This is a genomic window from Streptomyces sp. NBC_01384 (assembly GCF_045040035.1).
GTDB lineage: Bacteria > Actinomycetota > Actinomycetes > Streptomycetales > Streptomycetaceae > Streptomyces.
In genome coordinates this window covers 7,167,780-7,186,014 of record NZ_CP109559.1, presented here as the reverse complement: position 1 = coordinate 7,186,014, position 18,235 = coordinate 7,167,780, and the positions used below count along the sequence as shown (strand labels likewise).

13 protein-coding genes, 2 pseudogenes and 1 riboswitch are annotated in these 18,235 nt (G+C 69.9%); of the genes and pseudogenes, 7 read left to right on the top strand and 8 right to left on the bottom strand.

What is annotated here, in order from left to right; translation table 11 throughout:
• Positions 1–126 precede the first annotated feature (126 nt).
• The 3 genes from OG747_RS32890 to OG747_RS32880 all read right to left on the bottom strand — a co-directional run bounded on the left by OG747_RS32890 (position 127) and on the right by OG747_RS32880 (position 4,058).
• Positions 127–891: a M23 family metallopeptidase gene (locus OG747_RS32890; RefSeq protein ID WP_405882995.1), complete on the bottom strand. Its 765-nt coding sequence runs from the start codon at positions 889–891 to the stop codon at positions 127–129.
• Positions 892–903: 12 nt separating this feature from the next.
• A riboswitch (cyclic di-AMP (ydaO/yuaA leader) is annotated at positions 904–1,064 on the bottom strand.
• A 238-nt stretch (positions 1,065–1,302) separates the two neighbouring features.
• Entirely contained in the window at positions 1,303–2,706 is a 1,404-nt protein-coding gene (locus OG747_RS32885; RefSeq protein ID WP_405882994.1) for a M16 family metallopeptidase, read from the bottom strand.
• Positions 2,703–4,058 carry a M16 family metallopeptidase gene (locus OG747_RS32880; RefSeq protein ID WP_405882993.1) on the bottom strand — a complete coding sequence of 452 codons (1,356 nt, stop codon included), beginning with the start codon at positions 4,056–4,058 and terminating at the stop codon, positions 2,703–2,705. Before OG747_RS32880 ends, OG747_RS32885 begins: the two co-directional genes overlap by 4 nt.
• Before the next feature lie 279 nt (positions 4,059–4,337).
• On the opposite strand from OG747_RS32880, the gene OG747_RS32875 reads away from it, so the two are divergent.
• The gene (locus OG747_RS32875; protein ID WP_405882992.1) at positions 4,338–6,797 is read left to right on the top strand and encodes a DNA topoisomerase (ATP-hydrolyzing) subunit A; all 2,460 of its coding nucleotides are present in this window, start codon (positions 4,338–4,340) and stop codon (positions 6,795–6,797) included.
• A 17-nt stretch (positions 6,798–6,814) separates the two neighbouring features.
• Here OG747_RS32875 and OG747_RS32870 read toward each other — a convergent pair whose 3' ends face one another.
• Positions 6,815–7,879, bottom strand: coding sequence for a CobW family GTP-binding protein (locus tag OG747_RS32870; RefSeq protein ID WP_405885808.1), 1,065 nt, complete (start codon positions 7,877–7,879; stop codon positions 6,815–6,817).
• 474 nt (positions 7,880–8,353) lie between these two features.
• Here OG747_RS32870 and OG747_RS32865 point away from each other — a divergent pair, with 474 nt between their 5' ends.
• Positions 8,354–8,911 carry a DUF6082 family protein gene (locus OG747_RS32865; protein ID WP_405882991.1) on the top strand — a complete coding sequence of 186 codons (558 nt, stop codon included), beginning with the start codon at positions 8,354–8,356 and terminating at the stop codon, positions 8,909–8,911.
• Between the two features lie 293 nt (positions 8,912–9,204).
• Entirely contained in the window at positions 9,205–9,444 is a 240-nt protein-coding gene (locus OG747_RS32860; RefSeq protein ID WP_405882990.1) for a hypothetical protein, read from the top strand.
• Positions 9,445–9,520: 76 nt separating this feature from the next.
• Here the strand turns inward: OG747_RS32860 and OG747_RS32855 are convergent, their stop codons facing one another.
• The gene (locus OG747_RS32855; RefSeq protein WP_405882989.1) at positions 9,521–10,696 is read right to left on the bottom strand and encodes a citrate synthase/methylcitrate synthase; all 1,176 of its coding nucleotides are present in this window, start codon (positions 10,694–10,696) and stop codon (positions 9,521–9,523) included.
• Between the two features lie 98 nt (positions 10,697–10,794).
• On the opposite strand from OG747_RS32855, the gene OG747_RS32850 reads away from it, so the two are divergent.
• The 4 genes and pseudogenes from OG747_RS32850 to OG747_RS32835 all read left to right on the top strand — a co-directional run bounded on the left by OG747_RS32850 (position 10,795) and on the right by OG747_RS32835 (position 15,677).
• Positions 10,795–12,054 carry a citrate synthase gene (locus OG747_RS32850; protein ID WP_405882988.1) on the top strand — a complete coding sequence of 420 codons (1,260 nt, stop codon included), beginning with the start codon at positions 10,795–10,797 and terminating at the stop codon, positions 12,052–12,054.
• A 99-nt stretch (positions 12,055–12,153) separates the two neighbouring features.
• Entirely contained in the window at positions 12,154–13,098 is a 945-nt protein-coding gene (locus OG747_RS32845) for a sucrase ferredoxin (protein ID WP_405882987.1), read from the top strand.
• Between the two features lie 164 nt (positions 13,099–13,262).
• A pseudogene (locus OG747_RS32840) lies at positions 13,263–15,000 on the top strand (ATP-binding protein).
• Positions 14,997–15,677 (top strand): response regulator, encoded by a 681-nt coding sequence (locus tag OG747_RS32835; protein WP_405882986.1) that lies wholly within the window; start codon positions 14,997–14,999, stop codon positions 15,675–15,677. Before OG747_RS32840 ends, OG747_RS32835 begins: the two are co-directional and overlap by 4 nt.
• 87 nt (positions 15,678–15,764) lie before the next feature.
• On the opposite strand, the pseudogene OG747_RS32830 reads toward OG747_RS32835, so the two are convergent.
• The 3 genes and pseudogenes from OG747_RS32830 to OG747_RS32820 form a co-directional block, all read right to left on the bottom strand.
• Positions 15,765–16,118: pseudogene (locus OG747_RS32830) on the bottom strand (ABC transporter substrate-binding protein); the annotation flags it as partial.
• Positions 16,119–16,127: 9 nt separating this feature from the next.
• Positions 16,128–17,720 (bottom strand): cation acetate symporter, encoded by a 1,593-nt coding sequence (locus OG747_RS32825; RefSeq protein ID WP_405882985.1) that lies wholly within the window; start codon positions 17,718–17,720, stop codon positions 16,128–16,130.
• Positions 17,717–18,205, bottom strand: coding sequence for a DUF485 domain-containing protein (locus tag OG747_RS32820; protein WP_405882984.1), 489 nt, complete (start codon positions 18,203–18,205; stop codon positions 17,717–17,719). The genes OG747_RS32825 and OG747_RS32820 overlap by 4 nt, the downstream gene beginning before the upstream one ends.
• Positions 18,206–18,235 lie beyond the last annotated feature (30 nt).

The following is an 18,235-nucleotide window of genomic DNA, read 5'->3' as shown; positions in this document are numbered from 1 at the left end:
TTTCCGATGGCGGGCCGGAATCCATGGATATTTTTTGGACAGACAGCCGTTCGAAACGACGAAGCCCCGGCTCGGGTGAGCCGGGGCTTCGGAAGTTCTGACGCCGGTCGTCAGACGTTCACGTCGTCAGACGTTCACTCCGTGCGAGCGGAGGTAGGCGACCGGGTCGATGTCGGAGCCGTACTCCGATGTCGTGCGTGCCTCGAAGTGGAGGTGGGGCCCGGTGGTGTTGCCGGTGGCCCCGGAGAGGCCGATCTGCCGGCCCGGGGTGACCGTCTGGCCCACGGAGACGCCGATCGACGACAGGTGGCCGTACATCGTGTAGGTGCCGTCGTGCATCTTGAGGACGATCTGGTTGCCGTAGGCACCACCCCAGCCGGCCGTGACGACCGTGCCGGAGCCGACCGCGTGGACCGAGGTGCCGGACGCGGCGTGGAAGTCGACACCGGTGTGGGTGCCGGAGGACCAGAGGCTGCCGCCGGTCTTGTAGCCGGTGGAGATGTACGAGCCGGTGATCGGCAGGACGAAGGTGTTGAGGCGCTTGCGCTCGGCGGCACGGGCGGCGTGCTCCTTGGCCTCGCGCTCCTTCTTCGCCTCCTCGGCGGCCCTCTTCCGCGCGGCCTCCTCGGCCTTCTTCTTCGCGGCGGCCTCGTCGGCGGCGTGCTGCTGGGCGGCGGCCTGCGCGTCGATCTTGGCGGCGACCGAGTCACCGATCGAGATGGCCTGGTTGAGCCCGGTCTGCTCGACGGAGGCGTCCGCCGCGAGCGCCGGGGCGGCCAGGGTTCCGATGACGCCGGTGGTGGTGAGCGCGGCGACGCCGACGGCGTTCGAGGTGGTGCGCTTCGCGCGGCTCGGACGACGGTGTTTCCCGGGGCCACAGGTGAACGCCATGGAGAGGCTGGTCCTTTCCTTCCCTCTCGCCTACCGGGTTAGCTGACGGGTTCGGAGCAGGAAGGTCTCCTACGGACCCCCTCCTGGGAGGGCGTCCGATTCACCCCAGGGACTGCGTATGGGTCCCCGGCTCCCCTGGCTCGCGCCGTACGGGGACTCGGCGATGACTGTCCGGTGCCGCGGGCGCGGCGCACTGCCTGACGAACAGCCGGACCGACGCTAAACGGGGCATCTTTCAATCAACAAACGGATCACGGCTTTTGTAGTGCATGCCACAGGGCAGACAGGCAACCTCCCTACCAATACGGACATCTTGGGGACGAAGTCCGGGCGAAAGAGGGCCCGGGCGACTCTTCAGTCACCCGGGCCCCTACGAAGTCGTGCGGTACTCCCCCGCGCTCTACCCCGCCTCTACTCCGCCGTCACGACGGTCACTTCACCGATTCCGAGGGCCTTGACGGGCTCCTGGATCTGCGCGGCGTCACCGACGAGGACGGTCACCAGGCGGTCCACCGGGAAGGCGCTCACGGCGGCCGCGGTGGCCTCCACGGTGCCGGTCGCGGCGAGCTGCTGGTACAGCGTCGCCTGGTAGTCGTCCGGCAGATACTGCTCGACCTGGTCGGCAAGCGTGCCCGCGACGGCTGCCGCGGTCTCGAACTTGAGGGGCGCCACCCCCACCAGGTTCTGCACGGCGACGTCGCGCTCGGCGTCCGTCAGGCCCTCGGCGGCGAGGGTGCGCAGCACCTTCCACAGGTCGTCGAGCGCCGGGCCGGTGTTCGGGGTGTCCACGGAGCCGCTGATGGCGAGCATGGCGATACCGGTGGCCCCCCCGGAGGGAGAAGGCGCGGCGGAACGCAGGACCTGGCCGAACGCCCGCACACCGTAGGTGTAGCCCTTTTCCTCGCGCAGGACACGGTCCAGGCGCGAGGTGAGGGTGCCTCCGAGGCAGTACGTGCCGAGCACCTGGGCGGGCCAGACACGGTCGTGCCGGTCGGCGCCGACACGGCCGATGAGCAGCTGCGTCTGGACCGCGCCGGGGCGGTCCACGATGATCACGCGGCCGGTGTCGTCGGCGGTCACCGGCGGCACGGGGCGCGGCTCGGCGGACGAACCGGTCCAGGCGCCCAGCGTCTCCGCGAGCAGCTCGTCGAGGTCGACGCCGGTCAGGTCGCCGACGATCACGGCGGTGGCCGTGGCGGGGCGTACGTGCCGGTCGTAGAAGGCGCGTACGCCCGCCGAGTCGATCTTCTGGACGGTCTCCTCGCTGCCCTGGCGCGGGCGCGACATGCGCGAGGTCGCCGGGAACAGCTCCTTGGAGAGCTCCTTGGCGGCTCGGCGGGCCGGGTTGGCCGTCTCGTGCGGGATCTCGTCGAGCCGGTTGCGCACCAGCCGCTCGATCTCGCTGTCCGCGAACGCCGGTGCCCTCAGGGCGTCGGCGAGCAGACCGAGCGCCTTGGGCAGGCGCGAGACGGGCACCTCGAGCGACAGCCGTACGCCGGGGTGGTCGGCGTGCGCGTCGAGGGTGGCCCCGCAGCGCTCCAGCTCGGCGGCGAACTCCTCGGCGGAGAGCTTGTCGGTGCCCTCGGAGAAGGCACGCGCCATGATCGTGGCGATGCCGTCGAGGCCCGCGGGCTCGGCCTCCAGCGGCGCGGCGAGCAGCACCTCCACGGCGACGACCTGCTGGCCGGGGCGGTGGCAGCTCAGCACGGTCAGGCCGTTGTCCAGCGTGCCGCGCTCGGGGGCGGGGAAGGCCCACGGCTTGGGCCGGCCCGCCTGGGGCTGCGGGTGGAACTCCATGGTCGCGAGCTCGGTCACTTCGCCGCCTCCTCGTCGTTGCTGGTGCCTTCGGCGTCAGTGGTCTCGGCAGCGATCGGCTCGTAGACGAGCACCGCGCGGTTGTCGGGGCGCAGGCGGGACTTGGCGACCTCCTGGACCTCCTCGGCGGTGATGTCGAGGACGCGCTGTACGGCGGTCAGGGCGAGCTGCGGGTCGCCGAACAGAACGGCGTACCGGCACAGTTCGTCGGCGCGGCCCGCGACCGTGCCGAGCCGGTCCAGCCACTGACGCTCCAACTGGGCCTGGGCGCGCTCCATTTCCTCGGCCGTGGGGCCCTCCTCGGCGAACCGGGCGAGCTCCTCGTCGACGGCGGCCTCGATCACCGGGACCTCGACGTCACCGGACGTCTTCACGTCCAGCCAGCCCAGGGAGGGCGCTCCGGCGAGCCGCAGCATGCCGAACCCGGCCGCGACGGCGGTGCGGTCGCGGCGTACGAGCCGGTTGTAGAGCCGGGAGGACTCACCGCCGCCGAGGATGGTGAGCGCCACGTCGACCGCGTCGGACGCACGCGTGCCGTCCTCCGGGAGCCGGTAGGCGGCCATCAGAGCACGCGCCGGGACCTCCTCCTCGACGACCTCGCGCAGCTGCTCGCCGATGACGTCGGGCAGCGAGCCGTCGCGCGGGGCGGGCTTTCCGCTGTGCCCGGGGATGGAACCGAAGTACTTCTCGACCCAGGCGAGCGCCTGCTCCGAGTCGATGTCCCCGACTACGGAGAGCACCGCGTTGTTCGGCGCGTAGTAGGTGCGGAAGAAGGCGCGGGCGTCCTCCAGGGTAGCCGCGTCCAGGTCCGCCATCGACCCGATCGGGGTGTGGTGGTAGGGGTGGCCCTCAGGGTAGGCAAGCGCGGTCAGCTTCTCGAAAGCGGTGCCGTAGGGCACGTTGTCGTAGCGCTGCCGGCGCTCGTTCTTGACGACGTCCCGCTGGTTCTCCATGGACTCGTCGTCGAGCGCGGCGAGCAGCGAGCCCATGCGGTCGGCCTCCAGCCAGAGGGCGAGCTCCAGCTGGTGGGCGGGCATCGTCTCGAAGTAGTTGGTGCGCTCGAAACTGGTCGTGCCGTTCAGCGAGCCGCCGGCCCCCTGCACCAGTTCGAAGTGGCCGTTGCCCTTCACCTGGCCCGAGCCCTGGAACATCAGGTGCTCGAAGAGGTGAGCAAGGCCGGTACGGCCCTTGACCTCGTGGCGCGAGCCGACGTCGTACCAGAGGCACACCGCCGCGACCGGGGTCAGGTGATCCTCGGAGAGCACCACGCGCAGGCCGTTGGCCAGGCGGTGCTCGGTCGCTGTCAGGCCGCCGGAGCCTGCCTCAGCTGTGGCCGTGTGACCCATGGGCATGTACGTCCCTTCGATCGCGAAAACTGCAGAATTCCTGCCGGTCCTGCCACTGTATGCAAGCGCGCCGACAGCTGGCGAAGTTCCCGCACCTCGTACGCCGAGAGCGAGAATTCCTGAGGTGGGAGGCCGGACTTCCGTTCGCCCTGAGCGATCGGAACGGGGCGCCGCGGGGCCCGTACGGACGGGTCGCGGTCGGCGTTGTCAGCGGGGCGGTCCACAATGGTCCGCGTCAGAACCCGCTCATGCCCCGGCAGAGACTGTGAAGGAGCCGCAGCAGCGATGGCCCGCCGCAGCACGAAGACCCCGCCGCCCGACGACTCGTACGAGGAGAAGATCCTCGACATCGACGTCGTGGACGAGATGCAGGGCTCCTTCCTCGAATACGCGTACTCGGTCATCTACTCGCGCGCCCTGCCGGACGCCCGTGACGGCCTCAAGCCCGTGCACCGCCGCATCGTCTACCAGATGAACGAGATGGGGCTGCGCCCCGACCGCGGCTATGTGAAGTGCGCCCGCGTCGTCGGCGAGGTCATGGGTAAGCTCCACCCGCACGGCGACGCGTCGATCTACGACGCGCTGGTGCGCCTGGCCCAGCCCTTCTCGATGCGCCTGCCGCTGGTCGACGGCCACGGCAACTTCGGCTCGCTCGGCAATGACGACCCGCCGGCCGCCATGCGTTACACCGAGTGCCGGATGGCCGACGCCACGTCACTGATGACCGAGTCCATCGACGAGGACACCGTCGATTTCGCGCCGAACTACGACGGCCAGGAGCAGGAGCCCCACGTCCTCCCGGCGGCGTACCCGAACCTGCTGGTCAACGGCTCGTCGGGGATCGCCGTCGGCATGGCGACGAACATGCCGCCGCACAACCTCGGCGAGGTCATCGCGGCCGCCCGTCACCTGATCCGCTATCCGGGCGCGGACCTGGACACGCTGATGAAGTACGTGCCGGGCCCCGACCTGCCGACGGGCGGCCGGATCGTCGGCCTGACCGGGATCAGAGACGCCTACGAGTCGGGCCGCGGCACCTTCAAGATCCGCGCCACGGTGTCGGTGGAGGACGTCACGGCGCGCCGCAAGGGCCTCGTCGTCACCGAACTGCCCTTCACCGTCGGCCCGGAGAAGGTGATCACCAAGATCAAGGACCTGGTCAACGCCAAGAAGCTGCAGGGCATCGCCGATGTGAAGGACCTCACCGACCGTGCGCACGGACTGCGCCTGGTCATCGAGATCAAGAACGGCTTCGTGCCGGAAGCGGTCCTGGAGCAGCTCTACAAGCTGACGCCGATGGAGGAGTCCTTCGGCATCAACAACGTGGCACTGGTCGACGGCCAGCCGCTCACCCTGGGCCTCAAGGAGCTCCTGGAGGTCTATCTCGACCACCGCTTCGACGTCGTACGCCGGCGCAGCGAGTTCCGGCGCGGCAAGAAGCGCGACCGGTTGCACCTGGTCGAGGGCCTCCTCGTCGCCCTCCTGGACATCGACGAGGTCATCCGCCTCATCCGCTCCAGCGAGAACTCGGCGCAGGCCAAGGAGCGCCTGATCGAGCGCTTCTCGCTCTCCGAGATCCAGACGCAGTACATCCTGGACACGCCGCTGCGCCGCCTGACCAAGTTCGACCGCATCGAGCTGGAGTCCGAGCGCGAGCGGCTCAACGGCGAGATCGACGAGCTGACCGGCATCCTGGAGTCGGACGCGGAGCTGCGTAAGCTGGTCTCCGGCGAACTGGCCGCGGTCGCCAAGAAGTTCGGCACCGACCGGCGCACGGTGCTCCTGGAGTCCGCGGGCGCCCCCGCCGCCACGGTCTCGCTCCAGGTGGCCGACGACCCGTGCCGGGTGCTGCTGTCCTCGACGGGGCTGCTCGCCCGTACGGCCAACGGCGCCCCCTTCGGGGAGGTCGAGGACGCCAAGCGCACCAAGCACGATCTGATCGTCTCAGCGGTGCCCGCGACGGCCCGCGGCGAGATCGGCGCGGTCACGTCCTCGGGCCGCCTGCTCCGGCTGAACGTGATCGACCTGCCGCAGCTGCCGGAAACGGCGTCGGCGCCCAACCTCTCCGGAGGCGCGCCGATCGCGGAGTTCCTGTCCTCCCTGGAGCCGGACGAGGAGGTGGTCTGTCTGACGACGCTCGACGAGTCCTCGCCCGGTCTGGCGATCGGCACGGAGCAGGGTGTCGTGAAGCGTGTGGTCCCCGACTACCCCTCGAACAAGGAGGAGTTGGAGGTCATCACCCTCAAGGACGGCGACAGAATCGTCGGCGCGGTCGAACTGCGCACCGGCGAGGAGGACCTGGTCTTCATCACCGACGACGCCCAGTTGCTGCGCTACCAGGCCTCGCAGGTCCGCCCGCAGGGCCGGGCGGCGGGCGGCATGGCGGGCGTCAAGCTCACCGACGGGGCGAAGGTGATCTCCTTCACCGCGGTCGACCCGGCGGTGGACGCGGTGGTGTTCACGGTGGCGGGCTCGCGCGGCACGCTGGACGACTCCGTCCAGACCACGGCCAAGCTGACGCCCTTCGACCAGTACCCACGCAAGGGCCGCGCCACGGGTGGCGTGCGCTGCCAGCGGTTCCTGAAGGGCGAGGACTGCCTCTCGCTGGCCTGGGCGGGCGCGGCTCCGGCGCGGGCGGCGCAGAAGAACGGCACACCGGCCGAGCTGCCGGAGATCGACCCGCGCCGCGACGGCTCGGGCGTGTCCCTGGCGAAGACGGTGTCGGTGGTGGCGGGCCCGGTGTAGATGAGTCGGCCGCTGAATCAGTCGGACTCTTCGAGGCCTTCCGGTTCCTGTTTCGGTTCCTGTACGTAACGCAGGACGCCCCACATGCTGTGCTCGTCGGCGTGTGGGGCGTCTTCTTTGCACGCCTCCAGCTCTTTACCCAGGGTGTCGGCGTCGATGCCGGAGCCGATGAGGACAAGCTGCGTGAGGCGCTTGCCCGTGGCGGCCCAGGGCTCCGGATAGAACCGCAGGAACCGCCCGACGGAGTGCACGGCGTAGCGGTTGACGCGGTCGTGGGCGCCGAAGTCGACGTATCCCTTGATGCGGTAGAGACCCTCGGGCCTGCTGTCGAGGAAGTCCATCAACCGCCGGGGGCCGAGCGGGACCTCGGAGGTGAAGGAGAGGGACTCGTAGGCCGAGTGCAGGTGGTCACCGTGTTCGCCACGATCGCCGTGGCCTGCGTGGTCGCCTTCCTCGTGCAGGTGGAGGTCGTCGAAGGACAACTGCCCGACACGCTCCTCGCTCGGCCTGCAGTCGAAGAGGAACTCGGGGTCGATACGGCCGTAGGTGGCGGGGACGACGGCGGCGCGGTCGACGAGATCCCGTACCGCGCGGAGCACGCGCTCGCCGTCGTCGGCCCGGTCGGTCTTGTTGACGACGACGAGGTCGGCCAGGGCGAGATGCCGGTCGATCTCCGGGTGCTTCTCACGCGTACCGTCGAACTCGGCGGCGTCGACGACCTCGACGAGCCCGCCGTACACGATCCGCTGATGCTCGCTGGCGAGCACCATCCGCATGAGCTCCTGAGGCTCGGCGAGGCCGCTCGCCTCGATGACGATGACGTCGATACGGGCCGAGGGCCGAGTGAGCCACTCGAGATAGCCGTCGAGCTCACTGACGTCGACGGCGCAGCACAGGCAGCCGTTCCCGAGCGAGACGGTGGAGTCACCGAGCGCTCCGGCCACGGCCATCGCATCGATCTCGATCGCCCCGAAGTCGTTGACGACGGCCCCGATACGGCTGCCTCCACTGCGGTGCAGGAGGTGGTTGAGCAGGGTGGTCTTGCCGGAACCCAGGAAACCGGCGAGGACGACGACCGGGATCTGCGCGCTCGCGTTGCGGGGCTGCCCCTCCGGGGTGAGCTCGGCAGGAAGAGTCCGGCCGTTGGAGGTCTGGCCGATGCAGGTCCGGCCGATCGGGACCTGCTGCGGGCTGGGCTGGCTCAACGGGCGACCTCTTTCACACCGACGCGTGCACCGGCTTGTGAACCGGCTCTTGGACGAGAGCGGCTCGTGGACCGGCGCTCGTACGAGGAATGGCTGCCGAACCAGGATACGAGTGGGAGGAAACGCCGCGAAGTGAACGATTGTTAGCGGCGCTCGCGGGGCACACGTTGGGCATGGCGCCTGGAAACGCGACCCGCACATCCCTCCGTGCGCCTCCTCTCCGCCTCCCTGCCGATCAGAGCCGCTCGGCAAAACTGGGAGACGGCAAGCGCCGCCCACCGCTCGCCGGTCCCCATATCCGTCGCCCCGCACCCGACGACCGGCGGACGGTCGCCTGATTCGGGGGTTGACATGGTCACACAGAAGCGTGGGATACGGGGGTTGGGGATCGCCGCGGCCGCGGGCATAGGCCTGGTCACAGGCGTACTCGCCACGCGCGCAGCGCAGCGGCGCGCACTCGATGAGCTGCACGCACGGCTGGAGCACCTGGAGCAGAACGCGCACGCACAGCATCAGGCCAACCTGGCCAACCAGCAGCGCCTGCACTGGGAGCTGTTGAGCAAGGCCATCGACAATCCCGAACTGGCCGAAGTACTGGACATCTTCGAGGATCCGGTGTCCCCCAAGAAGCGATGCCAGTACCTCTTCGCCAACGCCCTGTACACGAACCAGCTCTTCGCCTACCGGGTCGGCAACATCACTCGCGAGGAGTTCTTCGGGTTCGTCCGAGGGTTGCTCCAGAACCCCATCGTCAGGGAGTACTGGTACGCGACCCAGCACCAGAGGGCGACCATCGCCGACAACTCCGACGAGGCCGAACTCGGACGTCTGATCGACGATCTGCTGAGGCAGTTGGAGGAAGCCGACATCGACGAGTGGTGGGTCGTGGGAGAGCCGCCGACCGACTAGCCGAGAGGGTCACCAACCGATCGGCAACGAGTCGCCATATCGCCTCAAAGAGTCAATATCGCCCACGCTCCACCACTCTTGCAGGCGTCACTCGATCGAGTGGTAACGAAGCGATTAAAAGCGCCGTTTTCCCAGATACCCCAGGAGAAACTGCTGCGGCACCCCGCGACGGGTTGACCACCAGGAAACGTTGTCCCATTTCAACCGGTTGTCTCGTCGCAGCCCGCAGGGATGCATCGCCGCGCAACATCAGTGCGCAGGCAGCGAACCTTGAGACCAAAGGGAAAACAACAGTGAGTCAGATCATCCGTCGCCTTGGTGCACCTCCACGCGACCGGGGCAGCGCGGGCGGAGGGAACTGCCCGGACATCTTCGAGTTGTCCGACGGACGCTTCGCCATCATCGGCACGGATGTCACTGACTCACTCGACGCAGACCTCCCAGCAGACGCCTCCCGCGCCGACTACGAGCGCATTGTGGTCATCACTCGGGAAACCCTCGTTCGAGCCAAAGCGGATATCCCGGAGGCTTAGTCGCCCGGGCACCCCATCGCCCGCAGGTACGAGTGTCCCCGGCACCACGGAGCCGTGGTGCCGGGGACACCCCGTTTCAGGCGACCTCCGGCACCGCCACCGGCGGAACCGGCCCCACGTACCGTGCCGCCGGGCGGATGATCTTCGAGTCCTCCGCCTGTTCGAGGATGTTGGCGCTCCAGCCGATGACGCGGGCCGCGGCGAAGGTGGGGGTGAACATCTCGCGCGGGAGGCCGCACAGTTCCATGACCACGCCGGCGTAGAACTCGACGTTGGTGTGGAGTTCGCGGCCCGGTTTGAGTTCGGCCAGGATCACCTCCACCCGGCGTTCGACCTCCACGGCGAAGTCGATCAGAGGGCCGCCGAATTGCCGGGCGATCCCACGGAGCATGCGGGAGCGGGGGTCCTCGGTGCGGTAGACGGGGTGGCCGAAGCCCATGATGCGATCGCCCGCGAGGACCCGTTCGCGGATCCACGGGTCGATGCGGTCGGGGGTGCCGATCGCGTCGAGGGTGTCCAGGGCGCGGCTCGGCGCGCCGCCGTGCAACGGGCCCGACAGGGCTCCCAGGGCCCCCACCAGGCACGCGGCCACATCTGCCCCCGTCGACGCGATCACCCGCGCAGTGAAGGTTGACGCATTGAATCCGTGATCAATGGTTGATATCAAGTACTGCTCCACCGCACGGGCCCGCGCCGCGTCCGGCTCCGCACCGGTCAGCATGTAGAGGTAGTTCGCGGCGTACGGAAGGTCGTCGCGCGGCTCCACCGGCTCCAGCCCCTGCCCGAGCCGATACAGCGCGGTGAGCAGCGTCGGCACGGCCGCGCACGCCGCGAACGTGTCCGCGCGACGCCGGCCGGCGTCGATGTCGTACACCGGCCGGAATCCCCGTTCCGCGCCGAGCAGCGACAACGCGGTACGCAGTCCCGCGAGCGGTCCGGACGACCCGGTCGCCGCGGCGATCGCGGGCAGCGCGGCCCACACCTCGTCCGGCAGCCGGCACAGCGCCGCGGTGCGCGCGGCGAAGGCGGCGCTCCGCGTCGCGTCCGGCAGTTCGCCGTGGACCAGCAGATACCAGACGTCCTCGAAACCGCGGGTCTGCGCGAGTTCGACGGCCGAGTACTGGCGGTAGTGGTAGAAGCCCTCCAGCCCCCTGACGTCACCCAGTGCGGTGTCGGTGACGACGACGCCCGCGAGCCCTCGCGGCACCTCGACAGGGGCAATGGATGCGGTCGCGGCCCGATTGTTCGGCATGCTTTCCTCCCTGGACTTGATTCGACTGTCCATGCTTGACTCAATCCCTGTCAATGTTGATTTGATCAATACAATGATCCACGGATACGGTGGCATCCATGAGGGATCAAGAACCGGCAGCGTCGACGCACGAGGGCCGGCGACTCAGCACCAGGGAGACCGCCGAGCTGCTCGGTGTGAAGCCCGAGACCGTGTACGCGTATGTGAGCCGCGGCCAACTCAGCAGCCGACGCGACCCCGGCGGCCGCGGCAGCACCTTCGACGTCAAGGAGGTGGAGGCACTCGCCCGACGCAACAGGCGTGATTCCGGGGTGAGTTCGAGCACCGGCGGCGAGTTGTCCGTCCGCACCCGGATCACCCTGATCGACAAGGACCGGTACTACTACCGCGGCGTCGACGCGACCGAGCTGGCCGCGCGCCACTCCTACGAAGAGATCGCCGAATGGCTGTGGACCGGAGAACTGCGCCCCGGCATCACGTTCACCGCTCCGCAGGCGTCCGTCACCGCCGCCCGCCGCGCCGTCGACGCGCTGCCCGAGCACAGCGGCCCGACGGACCGGCTGCGCGTCGCCGCGATCGCCGCCTCGGCCGCCGATCCGCTCCGTTTCGACCTCTCGGAGAGGGCCGTCCTCGGCACCGCGCGCGCCCTCATCCCCACCCTCGTCGCCGCGCTCCCGCCCCTGCGCCACGACCAAGGCGCCGAAGGCCCGCTGGCCCACCGTCTGTGGTCGCGGCTGACCGGCCGAACGCCCGACGAGGCGTCACTGCGCGCGCTGGACACGGCACTCGGTCTGCTCGTCGACCATGACCTGGCCGCCTCGACGCTCGCGGTGCGGGTCGCCGCGTCGGCCCGGGCGCACGCGTACGCCGCCGTGTCGGCGGGCCTCGGCGTGCTGGAGGGGCCCCTGCACGGCGCGGCCAGCGGACTCGCCCACCGGCTGCTCCTCGACGTCCTGGACCAGGGCACCGCCGCCCCCGTGGTCGCCGACGAACTGCGCGCCGGGCGCCGGGTCCCCGGGCTGGGCCACCGGCTCTACCCCGGGGAGGACCCACGCGCGCGTGCCCTGTTCGCCCTCCTGGAGGAGGTCCCGGGCGCCGCGCCCGCCCTGGCGGCGGCCCAGGACATCGTGACCACCACCGCCCGCCACGCCCCCCTGCACGCCAATGTCGACCTGGCGCTGGCCGTGCTCACGGTCGCCTCCGGCATGCAAGCCTCCGCCGGGGAGACGGTCTTCGCCGTCGCCCGCACGGCGGGCTGGATCGCCCACACCTTGGAGGAGTACGAGGAGCGCCCACTGCGCATGCGCCCGAGCGGTCAGTACGTAGGGGCGCGGCCACCACAACCACTCCCCCAGTGAGCGCCCGGGCGCCCCAGCGCGTGCCGAATGCGCCCAAAGTGCGCCCCCGGATACGCGGTCGGAATTCACCCCGCACGAAGTCAGGTTAGGCTCACCTCTGTGAGTACGTGCACGACCGCGTCCCGGGACCTCGACGAGCCCCTCGCGGGGACCGCGGCGACCGCGAGGACATGGCTGCTCCTTGAACAGCCCGGCCCCTGGGGTGCCAAGGCGCTCACGTCGAGCCACCTGGACCCGGCGCTCGGTCGCGCGCTCGAAGCGGCCGCCCAGGACACCGGGGTGCGCATCGCGCTCATCCGCCGCCCCGGACGGCACGCCGACTGCGGTACGCCCGCCGAGCGCCATGTGTACGCGGCTCACACCAGTCCGGGCAACACCTGGCTGCACAGCGCCACGACGTCCACCCCCGAGCAGTTGCTCGACCTGGACTTCACCGCACTCGGCACGGGAAACCCCCAGACCTTCGACACGGCTCTCCAGGGGCGGCGCCACGCGGGCGACCCGCTCGCGCTCGTCTGCACCAACGGCAAGCACGACCGCTGCTGCGCCCTGCTCGGCCGGCCCCTCGCGGCCGAGCTGGCCGCCTCCGGGGTGGAGGGCGCGTGGGAGGTCACCCACCTCGGCGGTCACCGCTTCTCACCCACGCTGCTCGTCCTGCCGTACGGATACGCGTACGGGCGGGCCGAGGCCCACGCCGTCAAGGAGATCCTCCAGGGCGTCCGGGAGGGGCGCGTCGTCACCGAGGGATGCCGTGGCAACTCGGCATGGGAGCGCCCCGGGCAGGCGGCCGAGCTGGCCGTGCGCACGGCCGGCGGAGAGCACGCGGCGGACGCCCTCAGCGTCGTCCGCACAGAGGGCACAGCGCCGCGCTGGGAGGTGACCGTCGCCCACACCGACGGGCGCCTGTGGCGCGTCATCGTCGCGCGGGGCGCCTCGCTGCCGCCCCGCCCGGAGAGCTGCGGCTCGGCGCTGGGTTCCCCGGCCCGGATGGACGTGGTGGCCGTACGGGAGCTGTCCCGGGCGGCCGTCCCCGCGCCCTGCTGAACTCGGGCTCCCCCATGGGGGTCCCCCTACCCGTACCCCGCTGACCACGACCTCTGAGCAGCGACCCCCGCACCCCAATGACCACAGCTTCCCCACACTGCGCTCAAGAGATCCACCCCACACTCCCCACGGCGCGGCGCGCCCTCCCCCGTACGGTCATGGGTATGAGCCCCACTCCCCCCGCACGACGACTGCGCCTCGGTCTGCCGCGGCGGGTGTTCTCGCAGGTACTGCTGATGCAGGTGGCGATAGCCGCCGGTGTCGCCGTGCTCGCGACGGGGCTGTTCCTGGCCCCGCTCAGCGCCCAGCTCGACGACCAGGCCATGCGCCGCGCGCTCGCGATCGCGCAGACCACGGCGGCCCAGCCGCAGATCGCCAAGGACCTGCAGACGACCCTGCCGTCCGTGAACGGCCCCGTACAGATCGCCGCGGAACGCATCCGCAAGGCCAGCGGGGCCGAGTACGTCGTGGTGATGAACATGCACTGGGTGCGCTGGTCGCACAAGGACACCACGCAGATCGGCAAGGTCGTCTCGACCGACCCCCGCCAGGCCCTGGCCGGCAAGGACGTCATGGAGATCGGCAGTGGCACGCTGGGGCGCTCGGCCCGCGGCAAGGTGCCGTTGCGCGACGCCGAAGGGCGCATCATCGGCGCGGTCTCGGTGGGCATCAAGTACGACAGTGTGCGGGCCCGGCTGATCCATGCGATCCCGGGACTCTTCGCGTACGCGGGCGGGGCACTGGCCGTCGGTGCGTTCGCCGCGTATCTGCTCTCCCGGCGGGTCCAGCGGCAGACCCGCGACCTGGCCTTCTCCGATATCTCGGCGCTGCTCGCGGAGCGCGAGGCAATGCTGCACGGCATCCGGGAGGGCGTCATCGCCCTGGACCGCGCCGGCCGCGTACGCCTCCTCAACGACGAGGCGCACCGCCTGCTCGGGCTCGACACGGAGGCCATCGGGCAGCCGCTCGACGACGTGCTCGGGCCGGGCCGTACGACCGATGTGCTGGCCGGCCGGGTCAGCGGCACGGATCTGCTGACCGTGCGCGGTCAGCGCGTCCTGGTCGCCAACCGCATGCCCACCGACGACGGCGGCGCCGTGGCCACCCTGCGCGACCGCACCGAACTGGAGCAGCTCGGGCGCGAACTCGACTCCACGCGCGGTCTGATCGACGCCCTGCGTGCCCAGGACCACGAGCACGCCAACCGGATGCACACGGTCCTGGGGCTGCTGGAGCTGGAGATGTACGACGACGCAGTGGAGTTCGTCGGCGAGGTGGTCGGCGACCACCGGGTCACCGCGGAGCAGGCGACCGAGAAGATCCACGATCCGCTGCTCGCCGCCCTGCTGGTCGGCAAGGCCACGGTCGCGGCCGAGCGCGGGGTGGCCCTGTGGATCTCGGACGGGACCCTGCTGCCAGACCGGCTGGTCGACCCGCGAGGACTGGTCACCGTCGTCGGCAATCTGGTCGACAACGCACTCGACGCCGTCGCGGGCACCCCGCACGCGCGCGTGGAGGTCGAATTGCGCACCGCCGGACGCACGGCCGCGCTGCGCGTACGGGACACCGGGCCCGGGGTTCCGGTGGAGCGCCGAGAGTTGATCTTCACGGACGGGTGGTCGACCAAGAAGCCACCGGCGCACGGCAAGCGCGGGATCGGTCTCTCCCTGGTGCGTCGGTTCGCCGAGCGGCAGGGGGGGCAGCGCGGAGGTTGCCGAGGCCGACGGAGGAGGCGCGAAGTTCACGGTCGTACTGCCGGAGGCGCTCACGGAAGCCGGCCTCGCGCCGGGAGCGGAGCGTGAACTCGCCCGACCGGAACTCGTGCCAGGGCCGACGCCGTTCGCAGGACACACCACCGCCACGACCACGACCACCACGACCACCAAGGAGGAGCCGCGATGATCGAGGTGCTGGTCGTGGACGACGACACCCGGGTCGCGCGCGTGAACGCCGCGTACGTCGAGAAGGTGCCCGGCTTCCATGTCGCGGGCGAGGCGCACAGCGCGGCCGAGGCGCTGCACCGGATGGAGACCCTGCCGTACCTGGACCTCGTCCTGATGGACCACTACTTGCCGGACGAGACGGGCCTCGCGGTCGTCCAGGAGATGCGTCGGCGCGGCCACCAGACCGACGTCATCATGGTGACCGCGGCCCGTCACATCTCGACCGTCCAGGCGGCGATGCGGCAGGGCGCGCTGCAGTACCTGATCAAACCGTTCGCCTTCGCGGGCCTGCGCGCCAAGCTGGAGGCGTACGCGGATCTGCGCCGTACCCTCGACGGCGGCGGCGAGACCGAACAGGCCCAGGTGGACCGGATCTTCGGCGCCCTGTCGGCGAGCGCTGAGCCGAACCTGCCCAAGGGACACTCCCCCACGACCGCGGAGCTCGTACGCCACGCACTGGTGAACGCCCAGGGGCCGCTGTCCGCCCAGGAGATCGCCGAGGAGACGGGACTGAGCCGCCAGACTGCCCAGCGCTATCTGAAGCTCCTGGAGCGCACGGGACGGGCCAGGCTGACCCTCAAATACGGCGACGCGGGCCGCCCGGAGCATCGCTACGTCTGGGCGACCCGCACCTGAGGGCACGGCCGAAGGGGCAGAGGAAGGGGCGAGGGGAAGGCTGCCGCGCCCAATCTCAGCCAGTGGCGGCGTCACCCAATGGCGGCGTCAGCCAGCGGCAGCCTTCTTCACGAACTCCGTGGTGTATGTCTTGCTCAGGTCCACCTTGGCGTTCTTGATGTTGGGGTTGAACGCCTTGAGCACCCTTTCGACGGTCTCGGGGCCGTCCACGGGCATGACGCCGTCCTTGGTGAACATCGGCAGCGTGCTCTGGATGGCGGTGGCGTAGAGCGTCTTGTTGCCCTGGGAGTAGTCGGCGGGCATCTTGGCGGCGATCTCGGACGCGCTGTGCGTGGCCATCCACTTGAGGGTCTTCACGAAGGCGTTGGCCAGCTTCTGGACCGTTTCCTTGTGGCCGTTCACCCAGTCCGTCTGCATGTAGAGGCTGGACGAGGGGTACGGCAGGCGCCCTCAGACCGCACCGGCACCCGTCAAGGACCGCACCTCGGTCTCCGCGTGCTTGGCCGCATCCGGTGGCTCCGCCGAGGTGACCGTGCCCAGCCAGCCCGCGAGAAAGCCGAGCGGAATCGACACCAGGCCGGGGTTCTGCAGCGGGAAGTACTGGAAGTCCACGCTCGGGAACAGCGAATCGGGGCTCCCGGACACGACCGGCGACAGCAGGACGAACAGCAGCGCGGGCAAGAGGCCGCCGTATACGGCCCACACCGCGCCGCGCGTCGTGAAGCTCCGCCAGAACAACGAATACAACAGCACCGGCAGGTTTGCGGAGGCGGCGACCGCGAAGGCGAGACCCACCAGGAAGGCCACGTTGAGATCGCGGGCCAGCAGCCCGAGCGCGATCGCGACGACTCCGATGCCCACCGCCGCGGTACGCGCCACGGCGACCTCGCTGCGGGGCTTCGCATGCCTGCGTCGCAGCGAAGCGTAGAGATCGTGAGCCACCGATACCGAGGACGCCAGGGTGATTCCAGCGACGACCGCGAGGATCGTGGCGAAGGCGATGGCCGCGACGACCGCGAAGAGAACCGTTCCTCCGGCTGAATTGGCACCGCCGCCCAGATTGAGCGCGAGCAGCGGAACCGCCGTGTTCCCCGCCGTGTTCGACCCACGCACTGCCTCCGGACCGACGATCGCCGCCGCGCCGAAACCCAGCACGATCGTCATCAGGTAGAAGCCCCCGATGAGCCCGATCGACCAGACCACCGAGCGCCGTGCGGCCCGCGCGGTCGGCACGGTGTAGAACCGCGACAGGATGTGCGGCAGCCCGGCCGTGCCGAGCACGAGTGCGAGGCCCAGGCTGATGAAATCGAGGCGTGCCGTCCAGTCCCCGCCATACTTCAGCCCGGGTGCGAGAAACGCGTCACCGTGCCCGCTGCGCTCCGCCGCCGAACGCAACAGCTGATCGACGTCCCCGTGAAACCGCACCAGGACAAGCACGGTCAACGCGATGGAACCACTCAGCAACAGAACCGCCTTGACGATCTGAATCCATGTGGTGGCCCGCATCCCTCCCAGCGACACATAGATCACCATGAGCGCGCCGACGCCGATCACCGTCCAGTTCCGCGCCGCCTCGCTCGTACCTCCCAGCAGCAGCGCGACCAGGCTGCCCGCACCCACCATCTGCGCCACCAGATACAGAACGGACACGGTCACCGAGGAAGTTCCCACCGCGATCCGCACCGGCCGCTCGCTCATCCGGGCCGCGACAACGTCGGCGATGGTGAACCGCCCGCAGTTGCGCACCAGTTCGGCGACCAGAAACAGAACGACGAGCCAGGCGACGAGAAACCCCACGACGTACAACAACCCGTCGTAGCCATACAGCGAGATAAGCCCTGTGACCCCCAGGAAGGACGCCGCCGACATGTAGTCGCCCGAGATGGCAAAACCATTCTCCATCGGCGAGAACAACCGCCCGCCGACATAGAACTCCTCCGCCGAACCATGCCGGTTGCGACTCACCCATGTCGTGATCGCCAGCGTCACCGCCACGAACGCGCTGAACAGCAGCAGTGCCAGCGTCTGATGGTTGCCGGTCATCGCTCATCACCTCTGACGCTCCGCGTCAGCTCCTGGGTGTCCCAGCGCAGGTCGAGCGCGGCCCGGTCCCTGTGCAGCCGCGCATGCCGTGCGTACGCCCAGGTGAACAGGAACGTGGTGAGGAACTGCCCGAGCCCCGCCACCATCGCCACGTTCACGGCGCCGGCGACCGGCCGGGCCATGAACCCGGGCGCCGTCGTCGCGGTCACCACATAGCCCACGTACCAGGTGAAGAACACGGCGACGCCTGGGACCACGAACCTCAGGTACCGGCTGCGCACCTCCTGGAAGGCCGCACTGCGCTGCACCTCCAGATAGACGTCGGCCGCCCCGTCCGTGCGGCCTTCCTGCTCCGGGCACGCGGACGGCACAGCGGGAGCGGGCGCGCCCGTACCGTCCAACTCGCCCCAGCCTGAGGCGAGCGCGTCGTACCAGGGGTCGTCGAACCGGGCCTTCCCGGTGTCGCGACCGTCGTGCTTCTCCACCGAACTCTCCTTGTCCGCGGCCCTTTTCCG

Bases quoted from the DNA above. Each gene is read 5' to 3' on its own strand.
- OG747_RS32890 (WP_405882995.1), bottom strand. From the start codon at position 891: ATGGCGTTCACCTGTGGCCCCGGGAAACACCGTCGTCCGAGCCGCGCG.
- OG747_RS32880 (WP_405882993.1), bottom strand. From the start codon at position 4,058: ATGCCCATGGGTCACACGGCCACAGCTGAGGCAGGCTCCGGCGGCCTG.
- OG747_RS32875 (WP_405882992.1), top strand. From the start codon at position 4,338: ATGGCCCGCCGCAGCACGAAGACCCCGCCGCCCGACGACTCGTACGAG.
- OG747_RS32865 (WP_405882991.1), top strand. From the start codon at position 8,354: ATGGTCACACAGAAGCGTGGGATACGGGGGTTGGGGATCGCCGCGGCC.
- OG747_RS32855 (WP_405882989.1), bottom strand. From the start codon at position 10,696: ATGCCGAACAATCGGGCCGCGACCGCATCCATTGCCCCTGTCGAGGTG.
- OG747_RS32850 (WP_405882988.1), top strand. From the start codon at position 10,795: ATGAGGGATCAAGAACCGGCAGCGTCGACGCACGAGGGCCGGCGACTC.
- OG747_RS32835 (WP_405882986.1), top strand. From the start codon at position 14,997: ATGATCGAGGTGCTGGTCGTGGACGACGACACCCGGGTCGCGCGCGTG.
- OG747_RS32825 (WP_405882985.1), bottom strand. From the start codon at position 17,720: ATGACCGGCAACCATCAGACGCTGGCACTGCTGCTGTTCAGCGCGTTC.